Source organism: Parcubacteria group bacterium (genome assembly GCA_016186325.1).
Classification (GTDB): domain Bacteria; phylum Patescibacteriota; class Minisyncoccia; order UBA10092; family UBA10092; genus JACPHB01.
In genome coordinates this window covers 1-18,068 of the sequence record JACPLW010000009.1, presented here as the reverse complement: position 1 = coordinate 18,068, position 18,068 = coordinate 1, and the positions used below count along the sequence as shown (strand labels likewise).

The 18,068-nt window shown below is 40.2% G+C and carries 17 protein-coding genes and 1 tRNA gene; 2 read left to right on the top strand and 16 right to left on the bottom strand.

Annotated features, from left to right (window positions below; translation table 11 throughout):
• Window positions 1-6: 6 nt before the first annotated feature.
• Genes HYW79_02855 through HYW79_02845 form a run of 3 tightly spaced genes read right to left on the bottom strand, consistent with a single transcriptional unit; the run spans window position 7 to window position 2,842 of the window.
• The gene (locus HYW79_02855; GenBank protein ID MBI2635460.1) at window positions 7-606 is read right to left on the bottom strand and encodes a ribonuclease H-like domain-containing protein; all 600 of its coding nucleotides are present in this window, start codon (window positions 604-606) and stop codon (window positions 7-9) included.
• Window positions 606-1,637, bottom strand: a complete 1,032-nt coding sequence (locus HYW79_02850) for a DNA recombination protein RmuC (GenBank protein MBI2635459.1) — start codon at window positions 1,635-1,637, stop codon at window positions 606-608. The genes HYW79_02855 and HYW79_02850 overlap by 1 nt, the downstream gene beginning before the upstream one ends.
• A gap of 50 nt (window positions 1,638-1,687) precedes the next feature.
• Window positions 1,688-2,842: an MFS transporter gene (locus HYW79_02845; GenBank protein MBI2635458.1), complete on the bottom strand. Its 1,155-nt coding sequence runs from the start codon at window positions 2,840-2,842 to the stop codon at window positions 1,688-1,690.
• Between the two features lie 40 nt (window positions 2,843-2,882).
• Between HYW79_02845 and HYW79_02840 the strand changes: the two genes are divergently transcribed.
• Window positions 2,883-3,365, top strand: a complete 483-nt coding sequence (locus HYW79_02840) for a DUF192 domain-containing protein (GenBank protein ID MBI2635457.1) — start codon at window positions 2,883-2,885, stop codon at window positions 3,363-3,365.
• 9 nt (window positions 3,366-3,374) lie between these two features.
• On the opposite strand, the gene HYW79_02835 is transcribed toward HYW79_02840, so the two are convergent.
• From HYW79_02835 to HYW79_02775, 13 genes are all read right to left on the bottom strand, one after another.
• On the bottom strand, window positions 3,375-4,916 hold the full coding sequence (locus HYW79_02835; GenBank protein ID MBI2635456.1) for a fused MFS/spermidine synthase: 1,542 nt from the start codon (window positions 4,914-4,916) through the stop codon (window positions 3,375-3,377).
• A gap of 39 nt (window positions 4,917-4,955) precedes the next feature.
• A complete protein-coding gene (locus HYW79_02830; protein MBI2635455.1) occupies window positions 4,956-5,723 on the bottom strand; it encodes an SIMPL domain-containing protein in 768 nt (255 codons plus the stop codon).
• Between the two features lie 92 nt (window positions 5,724-5,815).
• A complete protein-coding gene (locus tag HYW79_02825; protein MBI2635454.1) occupies window positions 5,816-7,066 on the bottom strand; it encodes an NAD(P)/FAD-dependent oxidoreductase in 1,251 nt (416 codons plus the stop codon).
• A gap of 8 nt (window positions 7,067-7,074) precedes the next feature.
• Window positions 7,075-7,404, bottom strand: a complete 330-nt coding sequence (locus HYW79_02820; protein MBI2635453.1) for an FKBP-type peptidyl-prolyl cis-trans isomerase — start codon at window positions 7,402-7,404, stop codon at window positions 7,075-7,077.
• A 640-nt stretch (window positions 7,405-8,044) separates the two neighbouring features.
• Window positions 8,045-8,115 (bottom strand) — tRNA-Gln (locus tag HYW79_02815).
• Window positions 8,116-8,243: 128 nt separating this feature from the next.
• Window positions 8,244-8,801: a hypothetical protein gene (locus tag HYW79_02810; protein MBI2635452.1), complete on the bottom strand. Its 558-nt coding sequence runs from the start codon at window positions 8,799-8,801 to the stop codon at window positions 8,244-8,246.
• Window positions 8,802-8,966: 165 nt separating this feature from the next.
• Window positions 8,967-9,875, bottom strand: coding sequence for an FtsX-like permease family protein (locus HYW79_02805; protein ID MBI2635451.1), 909 nt, complete (start codon window positions 9,873-9,875; stop codon window positions 8,967-8,969).
• 11 nt (window positions 9,876-9,886) lie between these two features.
• Window positions 9,887-10,570, bottom strand: coding sequence for a cell division ATP-binding protein FtsE (gene ftsE / locus HYW79_02800; protein MBI2635450.1), 684 nt, complete (start codon window positions 10,568-10,570; stop codon window positions 9,887-9,889).
• Window positions 10,571-10,718: 148 nt separating this feature from the next.
• Complete coding sequence (locus tag HYW79_02795) at window positions 10,719-12,410, bottom strand: hypothetical protein (protein ID MBI2635449.1); 1,692 nt, start codon at window positions 12,408-12,410, stop codon at window positions 10,719-10,721.
• Window positions 12,400-14,097, bottom strand: coding sequence for a hypothetical protein (locus HYW79_02790; protein MBI2635448.1), 1,698 nt, complete (start codon window positions 14,095-14,097; stop codon window positions 12,400-12,402). The genes HYW79_02795 and HYW79_02790 overlap by 11 nt, the downstream gene beginning before the upstream one ends.
• A gap of 17 nt (window positions 14,098-14,114) precedes the next feature.
• Window positions 14,115-15,038, bottom strand: a complete 924-nt coding sequence (locus HYW79_02785; GenBank protein MBI2635447.1) for a hypothetical protein — start codon at window positions 15,036-15,038, stop codon at window positions 14,115-14,117.
• 50 nt (window positions 15,039-15,088) lie between these two features.
• Window positions 15,089-16,429: a hypothetical protein gene (locus HYW79_02780; protein ID MBI2635446.1), complete on the bottom strand. Its 1,341-nt coding sequence runs from the start codon at window positions 16,427-16,429 to the stop codon at window positions 15,089-15,091.
• A 31-nt stretch (window positions 16,430-16,460) separates the two neighbouring features.
• On the bottom strand, window positions 16,461-17,261 hold the full coding sequence (locus HYW79_02775) for a hypothetical protein (protein MBI2635445.1): 801 nt from the start codon (window positions 17,259-17,261) through the stop codon (window positions 16,461-16,463).
• A 126-nt stretch (window positions 17,262-17,387) separates the two neighbouring features.
• Here HYW79_02775 and HYW79_02770 point away from each other — a divergent pair.
• The coding region (locus HYW79_02770) for a hypothetical protein (protein MBI2635444.1) at window positions 17,388-18,068 on the top strand (681 nt) is incomplete at its 3' end.

The following is an 18,068-nucleotide window of genomic DNA, read 5'->3' as shown; positions in this document are numbered from 1 at the left end:
ATATCCCTAAAATAAATTCTGAATTGTATATCCGGCGGTTTCGGTTTTTAAATTAGAATATTTAGTCCAATCAACTTTTATTGTTTTAACGTACGGCAAATTAGCATCGCGAGCGGTAAATTTTATTTCGCCGTTTTGGATGCCATGTTCGTAGAGATCACGCGTAAGCCTCACGTCGTCAAGACAATATTTATTAAGTTCGTCCAATTTTCCTTCCTTGAAATATTGAACGGCTAAAAGGCCATTGGCGCTTTTTTGCTGGTTTAAGGTATTCGTAAGAAGATCGTCTAACTTTACCCTATGGCCGACGGCATTAACAACTTCATTCATGATATCCAGTACTGGGATTTTACTTAAGTCCACTTTGAGATACTTCTGTAAAATCGGCAAATCAAAGTGATTAATGTTAAAACCGATTATCAGATTTGTTTTTTCAAGCATTTTTTCAAAAAGCGGCATTTCTTGTTCGTTGAACGTATGAAAATTTTTATCGGCATAGGAATAAACGCCTGCCACCGAAAGAAGAAGCTTTGTTAAATTTTCTTGTCCGCCTACATCAGAAAACAAGTTTTGGGTTTCAATGTCTAGTACAATGTGATTTGGCATTATTTTAGTTCTTTAGTTTCGTCAATATCAATTAAATTCCCGACGTTATTTACCCTGTCAACTAACATGCCGACTCTTTTTTCAGCGTCATCGTAAGAGCTTTTGGTACTAGAAATATGATTCCCGAGTTTTCTGAATGATTCTCCGAGTTTCTCTCCGTCTATGGCAATACGTTGCAGTTTTTTTAAAATTTCGCTTGTTTTTTTGGTGATATCCGTATCTTTAAACCAATGCTGTATAACTCCCAGGGTCAAAATAAAAGTGTTTGGTGAGGTTAAAAAAACTTTTTTATTCCAAGCAAAAGACGTTAGGTCTTCTTTGGTGACAATTTCATAATATAAACTTTCAGCCGGTATATACATCATCGCAAAGTCCATGGTATTTTCATTCGGTAAAATATATTTAGCGGCGATATCGCTTACATCTTGTTTTATTCTGTTTACTAAAGATTTCCGCGCCTCTTCTTTTAAAGAAACATCGACAGCATTTATAAACTGATTAAAATTATCTTGAGGAAACTTTGAATCAATAGGCAAAATTCTTCCGTTTGGCAACCTTAAAATAGCATCCGCGGCTTCACCGGATGAAAACTGATATTGAAGCTCATAAGCATCGCGTCTCGGAAAATAAAGGCTGAGCATATAATCTAAAGACGCTTCACCCCACTGACCGGTCAGCTTCGGGCTTTTAAAAATTGTTTGAAACGAAGAAACTTCTTTAATTTGGCTCTGAACCTGGCTGAACATTTCTGTCATCTGGGCAAATCCTCCGGTAAATTTTTCCATTTGATCTCGCATATCCTTGCTTGATTTATCGCGCAATTCCAATTCTTTGTGATGAGATCCGCTTATTTCTTCACGAATCTGCCTGAACTGATCGGCAAAGATTTTATTTGCCGTTTCAAGCCGTTCTCCCAGTTTACCGATTTCTTCGCCGGAGTTCATTTTTTTATTTTTTAACAGATAAAAAATAAAACCGCCTAAAACGGCGCCAATGATTATTGAGAATAAAATTAAAAAAATATTATCCATCGCTAATAATGATGAATGAAATTTAGTAAAAAAGCAATTTTTCTATAATTTTATACTTCTTTTGGCTCATGCACGAAAATCAAAATCAAAAGCGCGACGCAAGTAAGCGATAAAGATAAAACAAAAGGCGCCTTTAGCCCGATGCCGTCCCACAAAATTCCGGCGATAAGAGAAGCCGGAAGCGCCGTAAGGCCGATTAGCATTTGAAAACTGCCTATTACGCTTGATCTTAGTGAAGAAGGCGCGAACTCCGCGACAATGGTTTTTAAGTTACCCTCATAAGCCGCGCTATGAATCCCATAAACAACGAAGGCGATAAAAATCATCCAAAATGAGTTATAAAATATGAAAATTAAATTAACAACTATAAAGAGGATAAACGATATGGCAACCACGAAACGCCGGCCTATTTTATCGGAAAGCTTTCCAAACGGAATGGCAAACACCGAAGAACAAAGTAAAAACGCGAGAAAAAATAATGGCACGAATTTCAAAGAAACACCAAACCTGTTTGCCGCCAAAATATAAAATGAGTCGGAAAACGCGCCTAAAGTAAAGATTACCGAAGTTAATGTAAAAATTTTAAGATCTCGACTGATAAATTTAAACGAAAACGCCGGTTTAAGATAGTCGGCTCTTGCGTGTTCCCGAACAAAAAACAAAACAATAAAACTTCCGATAAGCGACGGAATCGCCGCTAAAAAAAACATTTGCCGATAACTGAAATAACCAACCAATACAATGGACGCAAGAAGCCCAAAAACAGCTCCGCCTCTATCAGCAGCCTTAAGTGTCCCGAAGGCGTAAGCGCGTTTTTCACGCAACGTTATATCGGCAACAATGGCATCTCGCGGCGCGTCTCGCATTTTGCCGGATCTATCTAAAATTTTTCCGGGAATTAATTGCCACGGTTGGTAAGAAACAGCATAAATTATTCGTGAAATAAAGGCGAAAAAATAGCCAAGCCAAATAAAGATTTTTCTCTTTTTTAGCTTATCGGATAAAAAACCGGAACCGGCCTGTGACAGCGATACAAAAGCATCGCCTAAGCCGTCGATAAAACCCAAAAAAGTAACGGAAGCGCCGATGACTGAAGTAACAAAAATAGGCCATATCGTTATAACGGCATAATAGCCCAAGTCGTTTAAAAACGCGCCCAAAGAAAAAAACCAAATAGTTTTTTTGTTTTCAGTTTCGGGAGACATTGTTTTAATTTTAATTAAATTGTGGAATAATTGAAAGAGCATGCTTATTGATTCAAAAAGACCATTCCTGTGGATATCCATTTTTCTCGCCATTTCTCTCTCTGGAACAATAATCTACCAACAGTACCTGAAATTTGTCGAGAAAAACACTATAACTATTTATACCGTCACGGGAACGGTAAAAATACGCGTTAAATATGCGATAACACCGGAAGAACAGCAAAAAGGACTAGTTAACCAATCTTCATTAAACAAAAATTCCGGAATGCTTTTTGTGTTTCCGGAAGAAAAAATTCAGAGTTTTTGGATAGAAAATGTTTTAATCCCGCTTGAGATTATATTTATAAATACCGAAGGTCGAATTAATGAAATAATGATAATGAATCCCTGCGCACCAGATATTTCAACTTGCCCAACTTACACATCAAAATCGCCGGCACGCTTCGCAATTAAAGTTAACGGAGATTTTACAACAAAAAATCTAATTATAGAGGGCGATATCTTGGAAGTTTCCGGATTTTAATAAAAACTTTTATTTAGACATGCGCCGAAGAACCTCTGCAGTTAGATATTCAACCGGAGAATAGTTATCAGTCAGAATTGGATATGGAGATAAGTCGTATTTATTAAGATTAATAAATTTATCGCGAAGCGAGCTTATGATTGAGTTTTTATTTTGTAGAATCGAAACTGCATTCAAATCTACCTTTTTATCGCTCTTGTACCCCACGAAAATTATATTTTGCAAGTCCGTCTTTTCGGGAGTTTTAATGGCAAAAAAATAACTGTTTGGAAAAACATTTTGGAAAGTTTTGATCTCGGCGAAAATTAGCGACGGCTGTTGTCTCGACAAATCCCCAATCAAATTAGCGATGAATACGCCGTCGCTAGATAATTTCTCTTTCGCGATAGTAAAAAATTCCTGCGTTGTGAAGTGGGCAGGAATAGAAAAAAACGAATAGTACACATCGCTGAATATCAAATCATATTTCTTATCAGAATCCCGAAGCAGACGGCGGCCATCCTCGGTGTAATTATACAAATTCGGAGTATCCTCAACATTGAAATACTCTTTTGCTAAATCAAACAGCGATGGTTCAATTTCGGAAACATCAATGGTTGCATTTGGTAGCTCCGCCAACAGTGCCTTTGGCACAGAATACGCACCGCCGCCTATAACGAGAGCATTCTGAACATCTGGCTTGAAAATTTTGTAGAGAGAATAGTATTTTGTGTATTCATATACCAAATCGGTTGGATCGTCGGAATCAAGAAACATCGCGCCTGACGCGCTCCGATCTTGCTGGAAAACTCGTATTGGCCTGCTCCCAAGTATGTTGTCGTAGATTGTAATTTTTTCATAAATGCCGTCTTTGCTGTACAAGGCATCGCCTTTTATTTGTTGAACCGTAAAGACTGCGACAAGAGCCAAAATGACAACGGCTAATGCAGAATATGCCAAGCGTTTTTTATCGAGGCCGAGGGCTATAAGTGGAATAAATCCGAGGAGAAAGAGAACAATCCCTGTGGTAATAAAAATGTAGTCAATACCGAAGTTTGGTATCAGTACAAAACCAGCAAGCAAACTGCCGATAATACTTCCAAGAGTAGACCAAAAAAATATTTTTCCGGAAACGCTTCCGATCCCTTGCTCTGGTATTTGAACGCTCTGCAACTTGATAGCATAGGGCGACAATGTGCCAAGCAAAATGGCGGGAGCAAGAAATAGGAGCAAAGAAGATACGAGCGGGCCGCTGACGAGAGAAAGACTGGTGCCCAAAATTGGAAGAATTATTGTGCCTAAAAAATGAATGATTAGAACAACCAAGCCGCTCACAAGAATTATTCCAAAAAACCATCGTAACGATGGATGGCGATCTGCAAATTTTCCGCCCGCGTAATATCCGATGCTCAAAGCCGCAAGTATCACGCTTATAACGCTGGACACTGTAAAAATCGTGTTGCCATAGTGGGGTGAAAGAACTCGAACGGCCACAACTTCAATGATTAAAATACACGCCCCAGTTATAAAAACAGAAATCAGGAGCAAATTTTGCTGTAAAAATTTATTCACACCATCTCAGGTATTACACAAAACATTGTGTATAATTTTTTATTTAATCATGTATGTCAGCGTGACGTTAACGCTTATTTCTTGCGTGCCCGGTTCTATCCGGGGCGCTGGCGCCGCGCCGCCCTTTACTGCCATTGCTTCATAAAATACCGGCGGTTCGCCAGAGAATCCTTCACTAAAACCTACCAATCTTCCCAATCTAAAACCCGCTGTCGAGCTCGTAAGAACCGCTTTTTCTTTTGCTTGTTTTACAGCTTCTTCGCGGGCTTTGTTTTTAAGCTCTTCCGGCTTATCAAGAAAAAGTGAAACCGAATTTATTTGATTGGCACCGTTAGTAACGGCGCCGTCCAAAACTTCGCCAACCCTATTTAAATCGCGAACCGTTACTGTAACCGTCTGGTTCAAAACATATCCCGAAAGAACAGATTTTCCTTTAACATAGTCGTACTTTGGGGAAAGAGAATAGTTATTTGTTTTTATGTCGGCATCGGCTATTTTTTCTTTATCTTTAAGAAATTTTATAACGGCATTCATTTTTTCGGAGTTTTCGTTCTGAACGGTAATAGAATCTTTACCTTCCGTAACAAGTCCGATATCTACCCGCGCCGTATCCGGTGCCGCTTTAATCTTACCCTCGCCGGTAAAACTTACGGTCTTATAAGTATCCATCGCTCCGGCATTGCGATAATTATTCCAGGCGTTTATGAGCTGGTTAAACCCAGCAAAAGCCAGAAAAAACGCCAAAAAAATAATTGCTGTAAAAACGACTCTCTGTTCTAATTTTGGCAATTTATTGTAATCAAACATATGTTTAATGCTTCGACTCGGCTCAGCATTAACCCTGAGCTTGTCGAATGGGTTAAAATTTCTAATTTTTAATTTCTAAATTATACCATATTCTAAATTTCGGCAATATCACGTTTTGAAACAAGATAAATCAACCAGTCAAAAAAGAGGCGGATTTTTTTGGAAAACCCGGGCATTTTTGTAAGGTAATTAAATCTCCATATAAACCAGGCCACAAAACCATCAAATCTTATAAAACTACGGCCGACTTGGGCAAAGGCCTTGCGCTTCCCCACGGAAACTAAATCTCCTCTATGCTTGTAATGAAAGTCTTTTAACGGTTTTCCAGAAATAAGTTTTGCAATATTTTCACCGATAAATTTCCCTTGTTCGGTCGCTACTTGGGCGGAAGTCGGCAAAATACCAAAATTTTTATCGGCAACAGCGGCTTGATCCCCCAAAATGAAAACCTCCGGAAAGTTTTTAAGATTTAGCGCCGGTTCAACAACAACCCGTCCCTTTTGACGCTCCGGCTCCGGTGTAATTGCGATTTGAGAAGGCAAAACACCCGAGGTCCATATTACCGTCCGGCTTTTTATTGTATTTAAAGAAACACAGGTGACGCCGTTAGAATCAATTTTAGCGCAAGGGTCTTTAAAAATCACTTTAAAGCCTTTTTTATTCAATATTTTTAGCGCCTTCTCTGAAAATATAGGATGGAAAACCGATAAAAGCTTATCCCCTGCTTCAATTAAATAAAACTCAACGGCATCTGAAGAAACATCGGGGTATTCTCCTTGAATCTCTTTTAGAAATTCGGCAACTTCGGCGGCCAGCTCAACGCCGGTAGCGCCGCCGCCGATAAAAATAATTCGCAAAATATCTTTTTTCTTTTCTGTATCGGCTTCGCTGTTGGCTTCGTCAAAAATATGAACCAGATGATTTTTTAATCGCCGGGCATCGTCAATATTTTTAAGAGTAAACGCGTGTTCAGCCGCTCCGGGAACGCCGAAAAAATTAGTTCCCGCTCCCAAAGCCGCGACAAGATAGTCATAAAAAATTTCGCCTTTACTTGTAGTAACCGATTTTTTAAGCGTGTCAATGCTTAACACTTCGGCTTCCAAATGTTCTGTTGCGCCTTTAGCCAAATCGCGAATCGGAAAAACAATGTCTCCGGGATCTATTCCGCCGGTGGCTACCTCGTGAAGAAGCGGAGTAAAAAGAAAATAATTTTTTTTATCTATTATTACAATATCGTGATCTTGCCAATTTTTGACGTACTTATAAATGCTTTTCAGCGCAAAAAGACCGCCAAAACCGGCACCGAGAATAATAATTTTCTTTTTAGCTAAATTTTCGTTCATCTTATCATTTATTTTACTCCGAGCAATTCCACTTCAAATATTAAAGTGGCATTCGCGGGAATGGCACCCGGCACTCCTTGTTCACCATATGCAAAAGCGGGCGGAATGGTGAGTTTTCTTTTTCCACCGATTTTCATTCCAACCAACCCTTGGTCCCAGCCCGGAATTACTTGTCCCCCGCCAAGGAGAAACGAAAATGACTGTCCTCGATCATATGAACTGTCAAACTTGGTTCCATTAACGAGCGTCCCGAGATAATTAACCGTGACGGTGTTTCCGGGCTTAGCCTCGGCGCCTTCGCCTATTTTCAAATCTTCTATAATTAATCCGTTTTCCATAGTTTTAATTTGTTTATCAATTGTATCATTTTTTACCTGTTCGGAGGACTTATCTATAAAAGCAAAATAAGTTATTCCACCCAGCGCTAATATTAAAATAGTTATTATAATGTATTTCATAATTTTTAATTTTAATTAGAACTTATTCTAAACTTAACACAATATAATAAAAACAGAAAACCCGACAATGACAAGAGGTTGCCTATAAGTTGGTAAAAAGGAAAACTCCCACGGACGGACCATGGGAGTGCTAACATTTAATTATACTACATTTGCCTCGCAAGTTGACGAAGTCTGATAGCTAAATTCGGGTTAATGGTGTCATCAATAATTAAACGATTAGAAAGAAATTCTAACACAGCCGGCGGTAACATGATTAAATCTCCAAATTCACAAATCTCTCCATCATGTAGGCCCACAAAGAAGAATCTTCTGTCTTTAACATCATAATAAAAATGATAGTCATTCTTTCCCATTACGCCAACGATCGGCAAATATCGTTTTGTTAACCTTCGTAAACAAAATAGTATTTCCTGGAACATCGTTTCTCCCTTTTTAGTGGAAAAGTATTAAGATATTAACGAACGCCTACGCTTAAATATGCTATCATAATATCATAAATAGTATCATCTGTCAATAGCTGCGGGACAGGGAATCGAACCCCAATTTTCTGGTTCAGAGCCAAATGTCCTACCATTAGACGATCCCGCAAAAATAACTTATTAAGTAATAACACACTAATTTTCATTTCATATTACAAAATCATACTACCAAAAAATATCTAATTTTTCAATAACCACTTTTTATGATATATCATAAAAAGTGGTGTAAATGAAATTTTATAATAATTTAAACTCGGACCTTAGCTGCGCGTCGTCTTCTAAATTTATTATCTCCCCTGTTTTTATAAATCTCCCGATATTAAAAATTTCAGAAATAAAACTTACTTCGTAATTAATCGGATAAGGATTAATCCAAATACTTTTTTGAAATTGAAAAAAACCCAATTCTTTAAGTTTCTCCCTAAAAGCATTTGATGCCTTTCTATATTTGTCGGGAATATCAAACATTACAAAACGCCATTTCCCGTCCCATTTTTTCATAGGCTTGATTTTTAAATCGTCTATATCGTACTTTAAAATTCTTCTTTGTCCTTTTTCTGTTAATTCAACTTTGCAAGTTCCGTCGGAATTGTCCCTTACTTGAATGAGCTTATTATTTTTTAAATAATTTACTTTGCGATTAAAGCTATTTTTATCGTATTTGTTTTTTAAATTTTTTTTCTTTCTGAAAATTTCAAAAAGACCGGGGGCTACGGCGCCGACAATAATTACGGCGCCCACCATGCCCAAACCGATTAATATTGATTTAATCACTTCTTTACTTTCATATTTCATAATTTATATTTTACCATTTTTTATGATATATCATAAAAAATGGTAAAAGTGAAATTTTATAATAATTTATTGATGTTTTAAGGATAGTTTACTATATATTTTCTTATAGATTGTTATAAAATAACTTTTATCCTCGCACCCTAAAAAACACCGCTAAATACTTTCTTAAACTTTCAGATATTTCCTCACTGCGACCCAGCTTGAAAAGACGCCCAAAATAATGCCGGCGGCGGTTTGAATTGATAAGATAATAAAAAAGTTATTGTAAAAATATTGTGTTAAGTTTATTTCGGGAATAAAGCTGAACAATTTCGGCCCCATGAAACTGATGCCAGGAACTATTACCATAAAAGAAAACGCCGAAGCCACAATTCCATGAACGATTCCTTCGACTAAAAAAGGTCCCCTTACAAATCGATTTGAGGCGCCGACAAGTTTCATTACCGTAATTTCTTCCCGCGATGAGTAAATGGCGAGCCGCACGGTGTTAAAAGCCACAAGAAACGCTATTAAACCAAAAATTAAACTTGCCAAAAGCCCGCTTTCGCGAAGAACTTTTATAATATAAGAAAGCCGGTCTATCGCCACGCGGTTTTCTGAATAATTTATCTTGCTTATCAAATTTTTATATTGATCCTCGCCGATAAGAGAAACGATGGAATCATATTTGGTCGTGTCTTTTGCCAGAATGTTTAAACTCGCTTCAAGAGGATTGCTATCTAGTTCGCCTACCGACTTTAAAAGAATTTCGTCATCAGAATGGCGCTTTTTAAAAATTTCAAGCGCATTTTCTTGAGAAATGTAATCAATTTTTGCGACTTCATTCGTCCCTTCAAGATTGGACTTCAAAGATAGAATATCTTCCTCCTTGGCATCCAAACTGAAATAAACACTAATATCAACTTTTTCCGATAAAACAGAAAGCACGGAAGTAAGCGCTACATTTGATAGAAAAAGTGTTGTCCAGACAACTAATGCGACGGTCATTATTAAAACAGTCGCCATTGAAAGCCAGCCGTTGCGCCAAAAATTTATAAGCCCTGCTTTTATTATTCTATTTAACGCGATAAACATAAGTTTTAAATTTAACTTAAAATGTAGCGGCCGGGGTTTTCATCTCTTATAACCATTCCTTTATCTAAGCTGACCACTCTTTTTTCCAAGGCATTTATAATTTCTTTATCGTGAGTCGCTAAAATCACCGTTGTTCCAAGTTCATTTATTTTAAGAAGAAGACGAATAATATCCCAAGTGTTTATCGGATCTAAATTGCCGGTCGGCTCGTCGGCAACAATAACAGCTGGCCGATGCACCAGAGCCCGGGCAATTGCCACTCTTTGCTTTTCACCGCCGGAGAGTTCTTTTGGAAAGTTACCGGTTTTATTTTTTAAACCGACAAGATCAAGCACTTTCGGGACGTCATTTTTTATTTCCGCATTGCTTTTGCCAACTACTTCCATGGCAAAAGCCACATTTTCATAGGCGGTTTTGTTTGGAAGAAGCTTAAAATCCTGAAAAACCGCTCCAATTTTCCGGCGCAAAATCGGCAATTCATCGGAATTCATGTTAAGAATATTCCTTTTATTGAAAAAAATTTTACCTCCGGTCGGCTTTTCTTCGGCGATAAGCAATTTTAAAAGCGTTGATTTACCCGCACCAGAACGTCCGACAATAGAAATAAACTCTTGAGGCTTAACATCGAAACTCACATCTTTTAACGCTGTCGAGTGGCTATTATAAATTTTGCTGATATTTTCAAAGCGAATCATTGTTTCTTTTTCTTTTCCGATATTTTTAATAAGAAATCTTTTAACAGCAACCCGTGTCTGGGAAAAATAATCATTTAACATCGCCTTGGTTGGTATTTGCATGATTAACTTGAATTTTAACTTATCAACGCTCTAAAAGCAAACACCCTTATTTAATATCCTTTATTTCTTTTTCAATGTCTTTTTCTATACTAGATAAATCCTTGGCGACCTTGGAAGCGGTTTTACCGCTCTTTATTTCTTTTTTCAACTTCTTGAATCCCTTAGAAACCGCGCTTTCGGCTTCGCGCACTTCTTTCCGCAATTTAATCCGCCATATTCTAAACCGATGCCATAAGTAATAAGCGATGGCCGATAAAATTACTATGAAGAATATCGCAACAACTATAATCCCGCCGATATTTTTCAGCCATTGCAAGGCACGCCAGAACCAGGAGTTAACTCCGATATAAACAGTGTTGCTTTGTAAACTTTCGGCTCCCGTGTCTAAACTCTGCTTCGCCCAAACTTCATAGGCGCCGGAAGGAATTATATTTTCGTATATTACTTGCCAATCCCCCTTTTCATCGGCCTTAGCGCTAAAAATAATCGGAACCTGGCCTTTTCTATTCATATAGATATCAACCGCCGCTTTCGGCAAAGCCTCGCCCTTAACTACCAACTTTTCACCGGGAGAAATAATATTAGACGGATATTCAGTGATTTTCGGCGAAACGATAGGCGAAATTATGATTTTCGTTTGTTCTTCGGTGTAATTTCCGGCTCTATCGTAAGCCCTTACAAAAATCTGGTGTTCTCCCGGTTTAAGTTTTGGAAGCAAATACGAAGAGGTTTTTAGTTGAGCCGCGTTAAACCATTCGCCATCGTCAATTTTTATTTCATAACGGTCTATCCCCGAAGTTTTATCGGCGGTTTCAAACAAAATCCTTGGAGTCGGATTGGCGGTTACTTCGCCGTCAGGCAAATCAATTTTAAACGGCTCGGGCGGCGTCGCGTCAATAACCATTTTGTGATGAGAAATCGGACCGGCTCCGGAAGCGTTAATAAAACGAATGTGCTGATAGTAAGTCCCATCATCTAATTCATACACCTTGTTATCAAAATAACCGTCGCTTTGAGAACCGGGATTGGAATTCGGTTTGTCATTTAATAAATTTGAAATTCCGGTAATCCCGGGAGGAATCGCCCATACCATTTTATTAAACCTATTATTGACGTAGGCCTTAGGCGTTTCCGAGTCGTGGTCAAGAATCCATTCGCCATCCGCGTCTTTAACATAATGCTTCACAAAGGGTTTTGGCGGCAGGCCCGTTGGCGCAACGGTTGTTTCCGGAGCCGTAACCGCGCTTTGGCTTAAAGTAAATGAAGCCGCGCCCAGGTCAGACAAAATATTCGTCCCCAATCCGTCATTAGCTAAAATTAAACCGCTTGTAAACGCCAAGTTCGCCGTTCCGGGTGACTTTACCCTGAAAGTAACGCCAATTAATTTTCCGGTTCCGGCAAAGCCAGGATTTAAAACAATTCCTTCAAAACGGATATTGCCTTGAGAGCCGGCATTGGAAAAAGACGGTTCCTGAACCCACAAATTAAAAATTGAAGCGGTTTTGGAAACGCCAATCGCTTCCAATTTATCGGTAGGAAAAACAACAGCGCCGCTGGCGGCGTTAATCGAGGCGGATGACTGGACGTTTATATTAACCGTAAAATTACGTCCGGTTTGATAGGCGCCGGAAGAGGGAGAAAAATATAAACTGGCCGCCGATGCGGCATTCGCTCCACTAATGGCAACAAATATAAAACCAATAGAAACGAATATAAAAATTCGCAGATTATTTAACATCTTTTATTTCTTCTTCAATTTCTTTTTCTATTTTTGATATATCCTTTAGCATCTGTTTAGGTTCTTCGCGTTTTTTAATGTCTTTTTTTATTTTTTCAAATCCCGAAGAAACCGCATCTTTTACTTCTCTGATTTCTTTTTTAGAACCTCGCCAACTGCCGATACCGCGCTTTTTATAAAGGTAATAAACCGCCGCCATCAGTAAAATCACGATAACAAAGAGGCCGATCGAAAGAAAAATACTGATATTTTTAAACCATTGATAAAGGCGCCAGAACCAAGAATTGACTCCTATATAAACCGAATTTGACGGCAAGCTCTCGGCGCCATTTTCCAAAAATTGCTTGGCGTAAACTTCATAAACTCCCGAAGAAGCTTTTTCTTTATAAGTTGCCTGCCAATTGCCGCCTTTGTCGGCCATGCCGTCAAAAACAACCGGCTCGTATCTGTCTCTGGTCAAATAAACTTTTATTTTTACCGATGGCAGCGACGTTCCTTTCAAGATCAGAGTTTGGCCGGGGAGCAGCACATTGTTTGGATATTCGGTTATTTCCGGCGCAATGGTCGGCGAAATCGTAATATCGCTCATGCTTTCCGCGTAATTGCCGGCCTTATCGTAGGCTCTCGCCGTAATCAAGTGATTCCCCGGGGATAATTTCGGAGTGACATATAAAGCTTCCGCTAAAAGCAGTTTTTTGACATCAAGCCACTGGCCATCGTTCACTTTTACCTGATAATAATCTATGTCAGCGGCATCAATGGCATCTTTAAAGTTGAATTGAAAACTCGGCGTCGGATTAGTGGTTACATTTCCGGCCGGAAAAATAATATTGAAATCTGGCGGCGGAACGGTGTCAATAATAAATTTATGATGCAAAATGGGGCCGGCGCCAAGAGCGTTGATAAAGCGGATGTGCAAATAATAAGCGCCATCGCCCAGTTCATAAGTTTTATTGTCAAAAAGCCCGTCGGATTTTGAGCCGGGATTGGAACTTGGCCGGTCATTGAGCAAAAGAGCAACACCGCTTACTCCGGCGGGAATCAGCCATTCAAATTTATTAAATGAATTATTAGCATACCCGTCGTTTGAATTACTGTCGTTAACAAAAATTACATTGCCGTCTTTGTTTTTAATGTAATGTCTAATAAATGGCAATGGCGGCAAACCGGATACTCCCGTCTCTTGAGGGCCTGAAGACGCGCCGATTTCCAAGTTAATTTTGGCGTTTTGAAAAGTTGAAAGAATGTTGGTTCCTTTGCCGTCGTTAGCCAATACCGCGCCCGAAAAGAAAGTTATATTCGCCTGGCCCTTGGCTTTAGCTCTGAAAGTGATATCAAGCACCTCGCCCTCGCCGGTAAAACCCGGGTTTAAAACAACTCCCTCAAAACGAACGTTGCCCAAAGAATCGGAATTGGAGTACGACGGCTCCTGAACCCATAAATTAACTACCGAGCCGGTTTTAGAAATTCCTATGGCCTCAAGCTTGTCATTGGGATAATTTATCACCGCCGAAATTCCGTTTGCCGAAACATTTGTTGAAACCTTAACGCTTACGGTAAAATTGCGGCCCGTGGAATAAGTGCCGGAAGAGGGAGAAAAATACAAGCTCGCTGCTTGAGCAGCTTGCGCTCCACTAATGGCAACGAATAAAACAATACAAATAGCAACGAATGTTTTCGTCGCCATTCGTAATCTATTCGTGGCTATTCGTGGATTAAATGAATTATTTTTGGCCACAGCCATCTTATTGTTAATAATAACACAATAAGAATGATAATACCGAGAACTATATCCACAAGCGGTTTTTTGTACCAAGGAACGCGAAGCGGCGAAAGATAAACGACTGTTATGTTTTCGGCCCGGTCAACCGCTTTAACATATATGTAGCTTTTTAGTTTTTGGTCTTTCAAGACATAGGGGCTTTCGGCCGTTTGCCACGGCAACTGCTTGTACTCTCGCGTTAAACTTCCGCGTTTTTCAGCAATTTCATAGCGGCTGATTCCGCCTCCCTTGTCTTGAGCGGTAAAAACAACAAACCACTGCCCGTCAAAGATATCGGTATCGCGCCCCAATTGGGGTGTGAACGCTTCCGGCGATTCGGTATCTTTGGGGCTTGGAACTTGGGATTTGGGGCTTGGGCTTTGATTAGAAATTAGAAATTGTAAATTAGAAATTTTTACTCCTGCCGGCGTCCCCTGCCCGTCATTTAATAAAACCAGCGAACTCTGCATTATATTAATTTCGCCTTTTCCTTCTTTTTTTGGCTTTAAAAATATTTTAAGCAGTAAACCGCTTTGGCTTTGGTAGCCGCCGGGGATAACGCCGGCAAAAGTTATCTCTCCGTTTTCCGCTTTAGCCGGCACTACCCAAAAACTGATTATTGAATTGCCGTTGGATATTTTTTCAACCGAAAAAACATCGGAAGAAAAGTTCAAATGCCCTTCCACGCTGTTAATTATCTGGTCCTCGGTGTCAATTTTTAAGTCAACCGCCAAAGTTTCGTTTAAAGAAAAGTTGCCGCTTGACGGCTCGAAATAAAGCCGCGCCGCACTTGCAGAAACTATAGGAAACAGAAAATAAAAAATGAAAAATAGAAATATTGTTTTTTGTTTTGTAAATTTGGTCATTAAAAATTCATTGAAAATTGTAAATTAAAAATTGAAAATTTTAATTTCTACTACCCCGTCCAATAATACGCCATAATACTAAAATCAATTAAATTAACCTTTCCGTCGCCGTTTAAATCAACTTTCGCCGGCGGATTGGCGCGATTATACCAGTAAGCAACAATGGAAAAATCAATCAAGTTGACCTTGCTATCTATGTTAACGTCGCCTTTTAAAATCTTTTTGGTAATTTTGGGATACGCGACATTTTGAGTTCCGACATTGAACATTATCGCTTGCGAAAAACTTGATATTGCCCCCGCAAGCGATGCTTTTGATTTGGCGTTATGGCTTCCGAAATCCAAAGGCGTGGTGTCAAAATTATAGAGATAAACGCCGCCGCTGTCGGATTTGACTTTTCCATAAAATTCTTCATCGGAATTTATGGTGATTAAAACATCGGCGGCGGGAGCGGATTGGCCGAAAACTACCAAATTGTCGCCGCGTTTAACCATGCTTTTATCAAGTGAAATCGTCGGAGCGATAAAAATTCCTCCGACATTGGTGGTAACACTCGCCGTAACGCTTACCGTGAAACTGAACGTGCTTGAACGATTACCGTCTTTATCTTCGCCATAAACCGAAAAAATAAAATTTCCTGCCGAGAGATTGTTTAAAGTTATCGTAAAGTTGGAATCGGGCCCGGCAATGGTTGAAGCCGCAACCTGCGCGTCTTTTAAAAGCGTCACCGTACTTTTTGGGTACGCCCGGCCCGAAAAAATAACGGTGCTGTTGCCGAAAGATGAAGTAATAATACCGCCTCCTCCGCCGCCTCCACCGCCTCCGCCAGACGACGCCGGCTCTTCTTCCTCTTCTTCCGCTGGCGGAGCCACCGGCGTTGCCGATGTCTGGGTTGAAGTGGCAATTGATGTTCCAAAAGCGTCTAAAACTCTGACAACAAAATAATATGTAGTTCCATTGGTTAAACTGCTTGCCGTAGCGCTTAAATTACTGCTGGCGCTGGTATAAGAATAGGGACCGCCGGACGTTGTTGACTTTCCCCAAGAATAACTCCCGACCGACCAGCCGAGACCGGCCGAAGCCGAAGTCCACGAAAGCGAAGCTTGGGCATTGCCGGCAGTTGCCGAAATTACCGGCGTAGTAACAAAAGGAAAATAAAGAAAACCGGCGTTGTCTCCAAAAGACAAAGACGTGCTTGTGCCGACGGCTATTTCCGTTATTGAGCCGAATAGTTTAAAACTCTCCGATGTTCCGTAGCTTCCGGAATTCATCACCGGGTCACGCACTTTGAAACTGTCGCTTGAAAAATCAGTCGCGAAAACAAAACTCGGCAGAATTAAAATTGCCGCGGCAAAAAACAAAAATAAAATTAAAAAAGAATGTTGTCTCATGACTTTCTTAATACAGGATTTTTGATATATGTCACTCACTTGGCGCAACTTCGGTCGTGGAAGAAGCGGCTTCTTCTATTATCGGTTCCGTTGACTCCGACGTTACAGTCGGAGTAGACGGAGTCGAGGTCGGAGTCCCGACACTGCTTGAAGCAGTCGTCGGGATTGTTTCTACGGCAGGAGTAGAGATTGGCTCCGCAACGACAGCAGTTTCTTGGCCCGCTGAAGTTTCCACGGAAGCGGAAGGCCTGGAAGGAGGATGAACCACTAAGGCCTTTTCCTGTTTCGACACTTCTTTTATGACCGGGCTATAACCCATTATAATTCTTTCTTTGGGATTCAATAATTTTCCGATAAGTCCGGAATATGCCACCGCGACCGCTTTCTGGGATACTCCCTTTTCTTTTTCTAATTTCTGAACTCTTTTTAAGAAAGACAATTCATATTTTACGAACTCCCCCAGTTCTTCCGCCGCGTAAAGCCCGAAATCTTTTCCGCTCAAGGCCGCTTTGCTTACTTTTAAGGTCTTTTCCATTGCTTTGGTTTGCCAAACTCCATCAATAATCGCCAGCGTTTGATATGAATAATCGGCGTAATAATTTTTATCGTCTTCGGTAACGGAATTTATTACCAAATTAAAATTAAAATTATCCAGATCGGCCGAAGCAATCAAGCCGTTATCAACGGAAACAACGGTTTCCGTGCTGGAATAAACGCTGTCGCGAACCTCCGGAATGGCGGCGTAGCTTACGCCGAAACCAAAAAACACCATAACAAAAACAATGGTAACGGCGTTGTGATATTTTATGAAGTGGGCAATTTTTTGATACATACCTTTATTATACTCTGTCTAAAATAATATTTCATCCACAGAGAAAAATTTTAATCATTCAATACTAATCCATTTACTTCATTTACTTGCGCTTTTACCAGCCCGTTAATGTTCGCTATAAATGATTTGTCCAAACCATTTATTGTTTTTATTTCCGAAACCGAAACTGACGGGCTGACTGAAGAAGATTCCGAGGACGAGGGGCTCAAGCTAGCTGAAGGCGACAAGCTCGGCGACTGTGAACTTGATGGGCTTAAACTCGGTGACGGCGATTCCGATGGCGACTGTGAACTTGACGGACTTAAGCTGGGTGATTCTGACGGAGAAATACTTGGAGAAATAGACGGTGAAACAGACGGGCTCTCTGAACTTGAGGGCGATAGTGAAGCACTCGGACTAAGCGACGGCGACTGCGAACTGGATGGCGAGAGTGATGGTGACTCGGAAGAAGATTGCGGCGCTTCAGACGGAGAAACGGAACTTGAAGGCGAAAGTGATGGTGACTCGGAAGATGAAGGGCTAAGCGACGCTGAAGGAGAAAGCGAGGGGCTTTCCGAAGCGCTTGGAGAGAGGGAGGGTGACTCGGAAGATGAAGGGCTAAGCGACGCTGACGGAGAAAGCGAGGCGCTTGGCGAGAGCGACGGCGATTCAGAAGCCGATGGTGAAAGCGAAGGACTCTCAGAAGCGCTGGGTGATAAAGATGCCGATGGCGAGAGCGATGGCGATTCTGATGATGACGGGCTTAGCGATGGCGAGGCGGAAGAGCTCGGACTCAAACTGGCCGATGGACTAAGCGACGGCGATTCA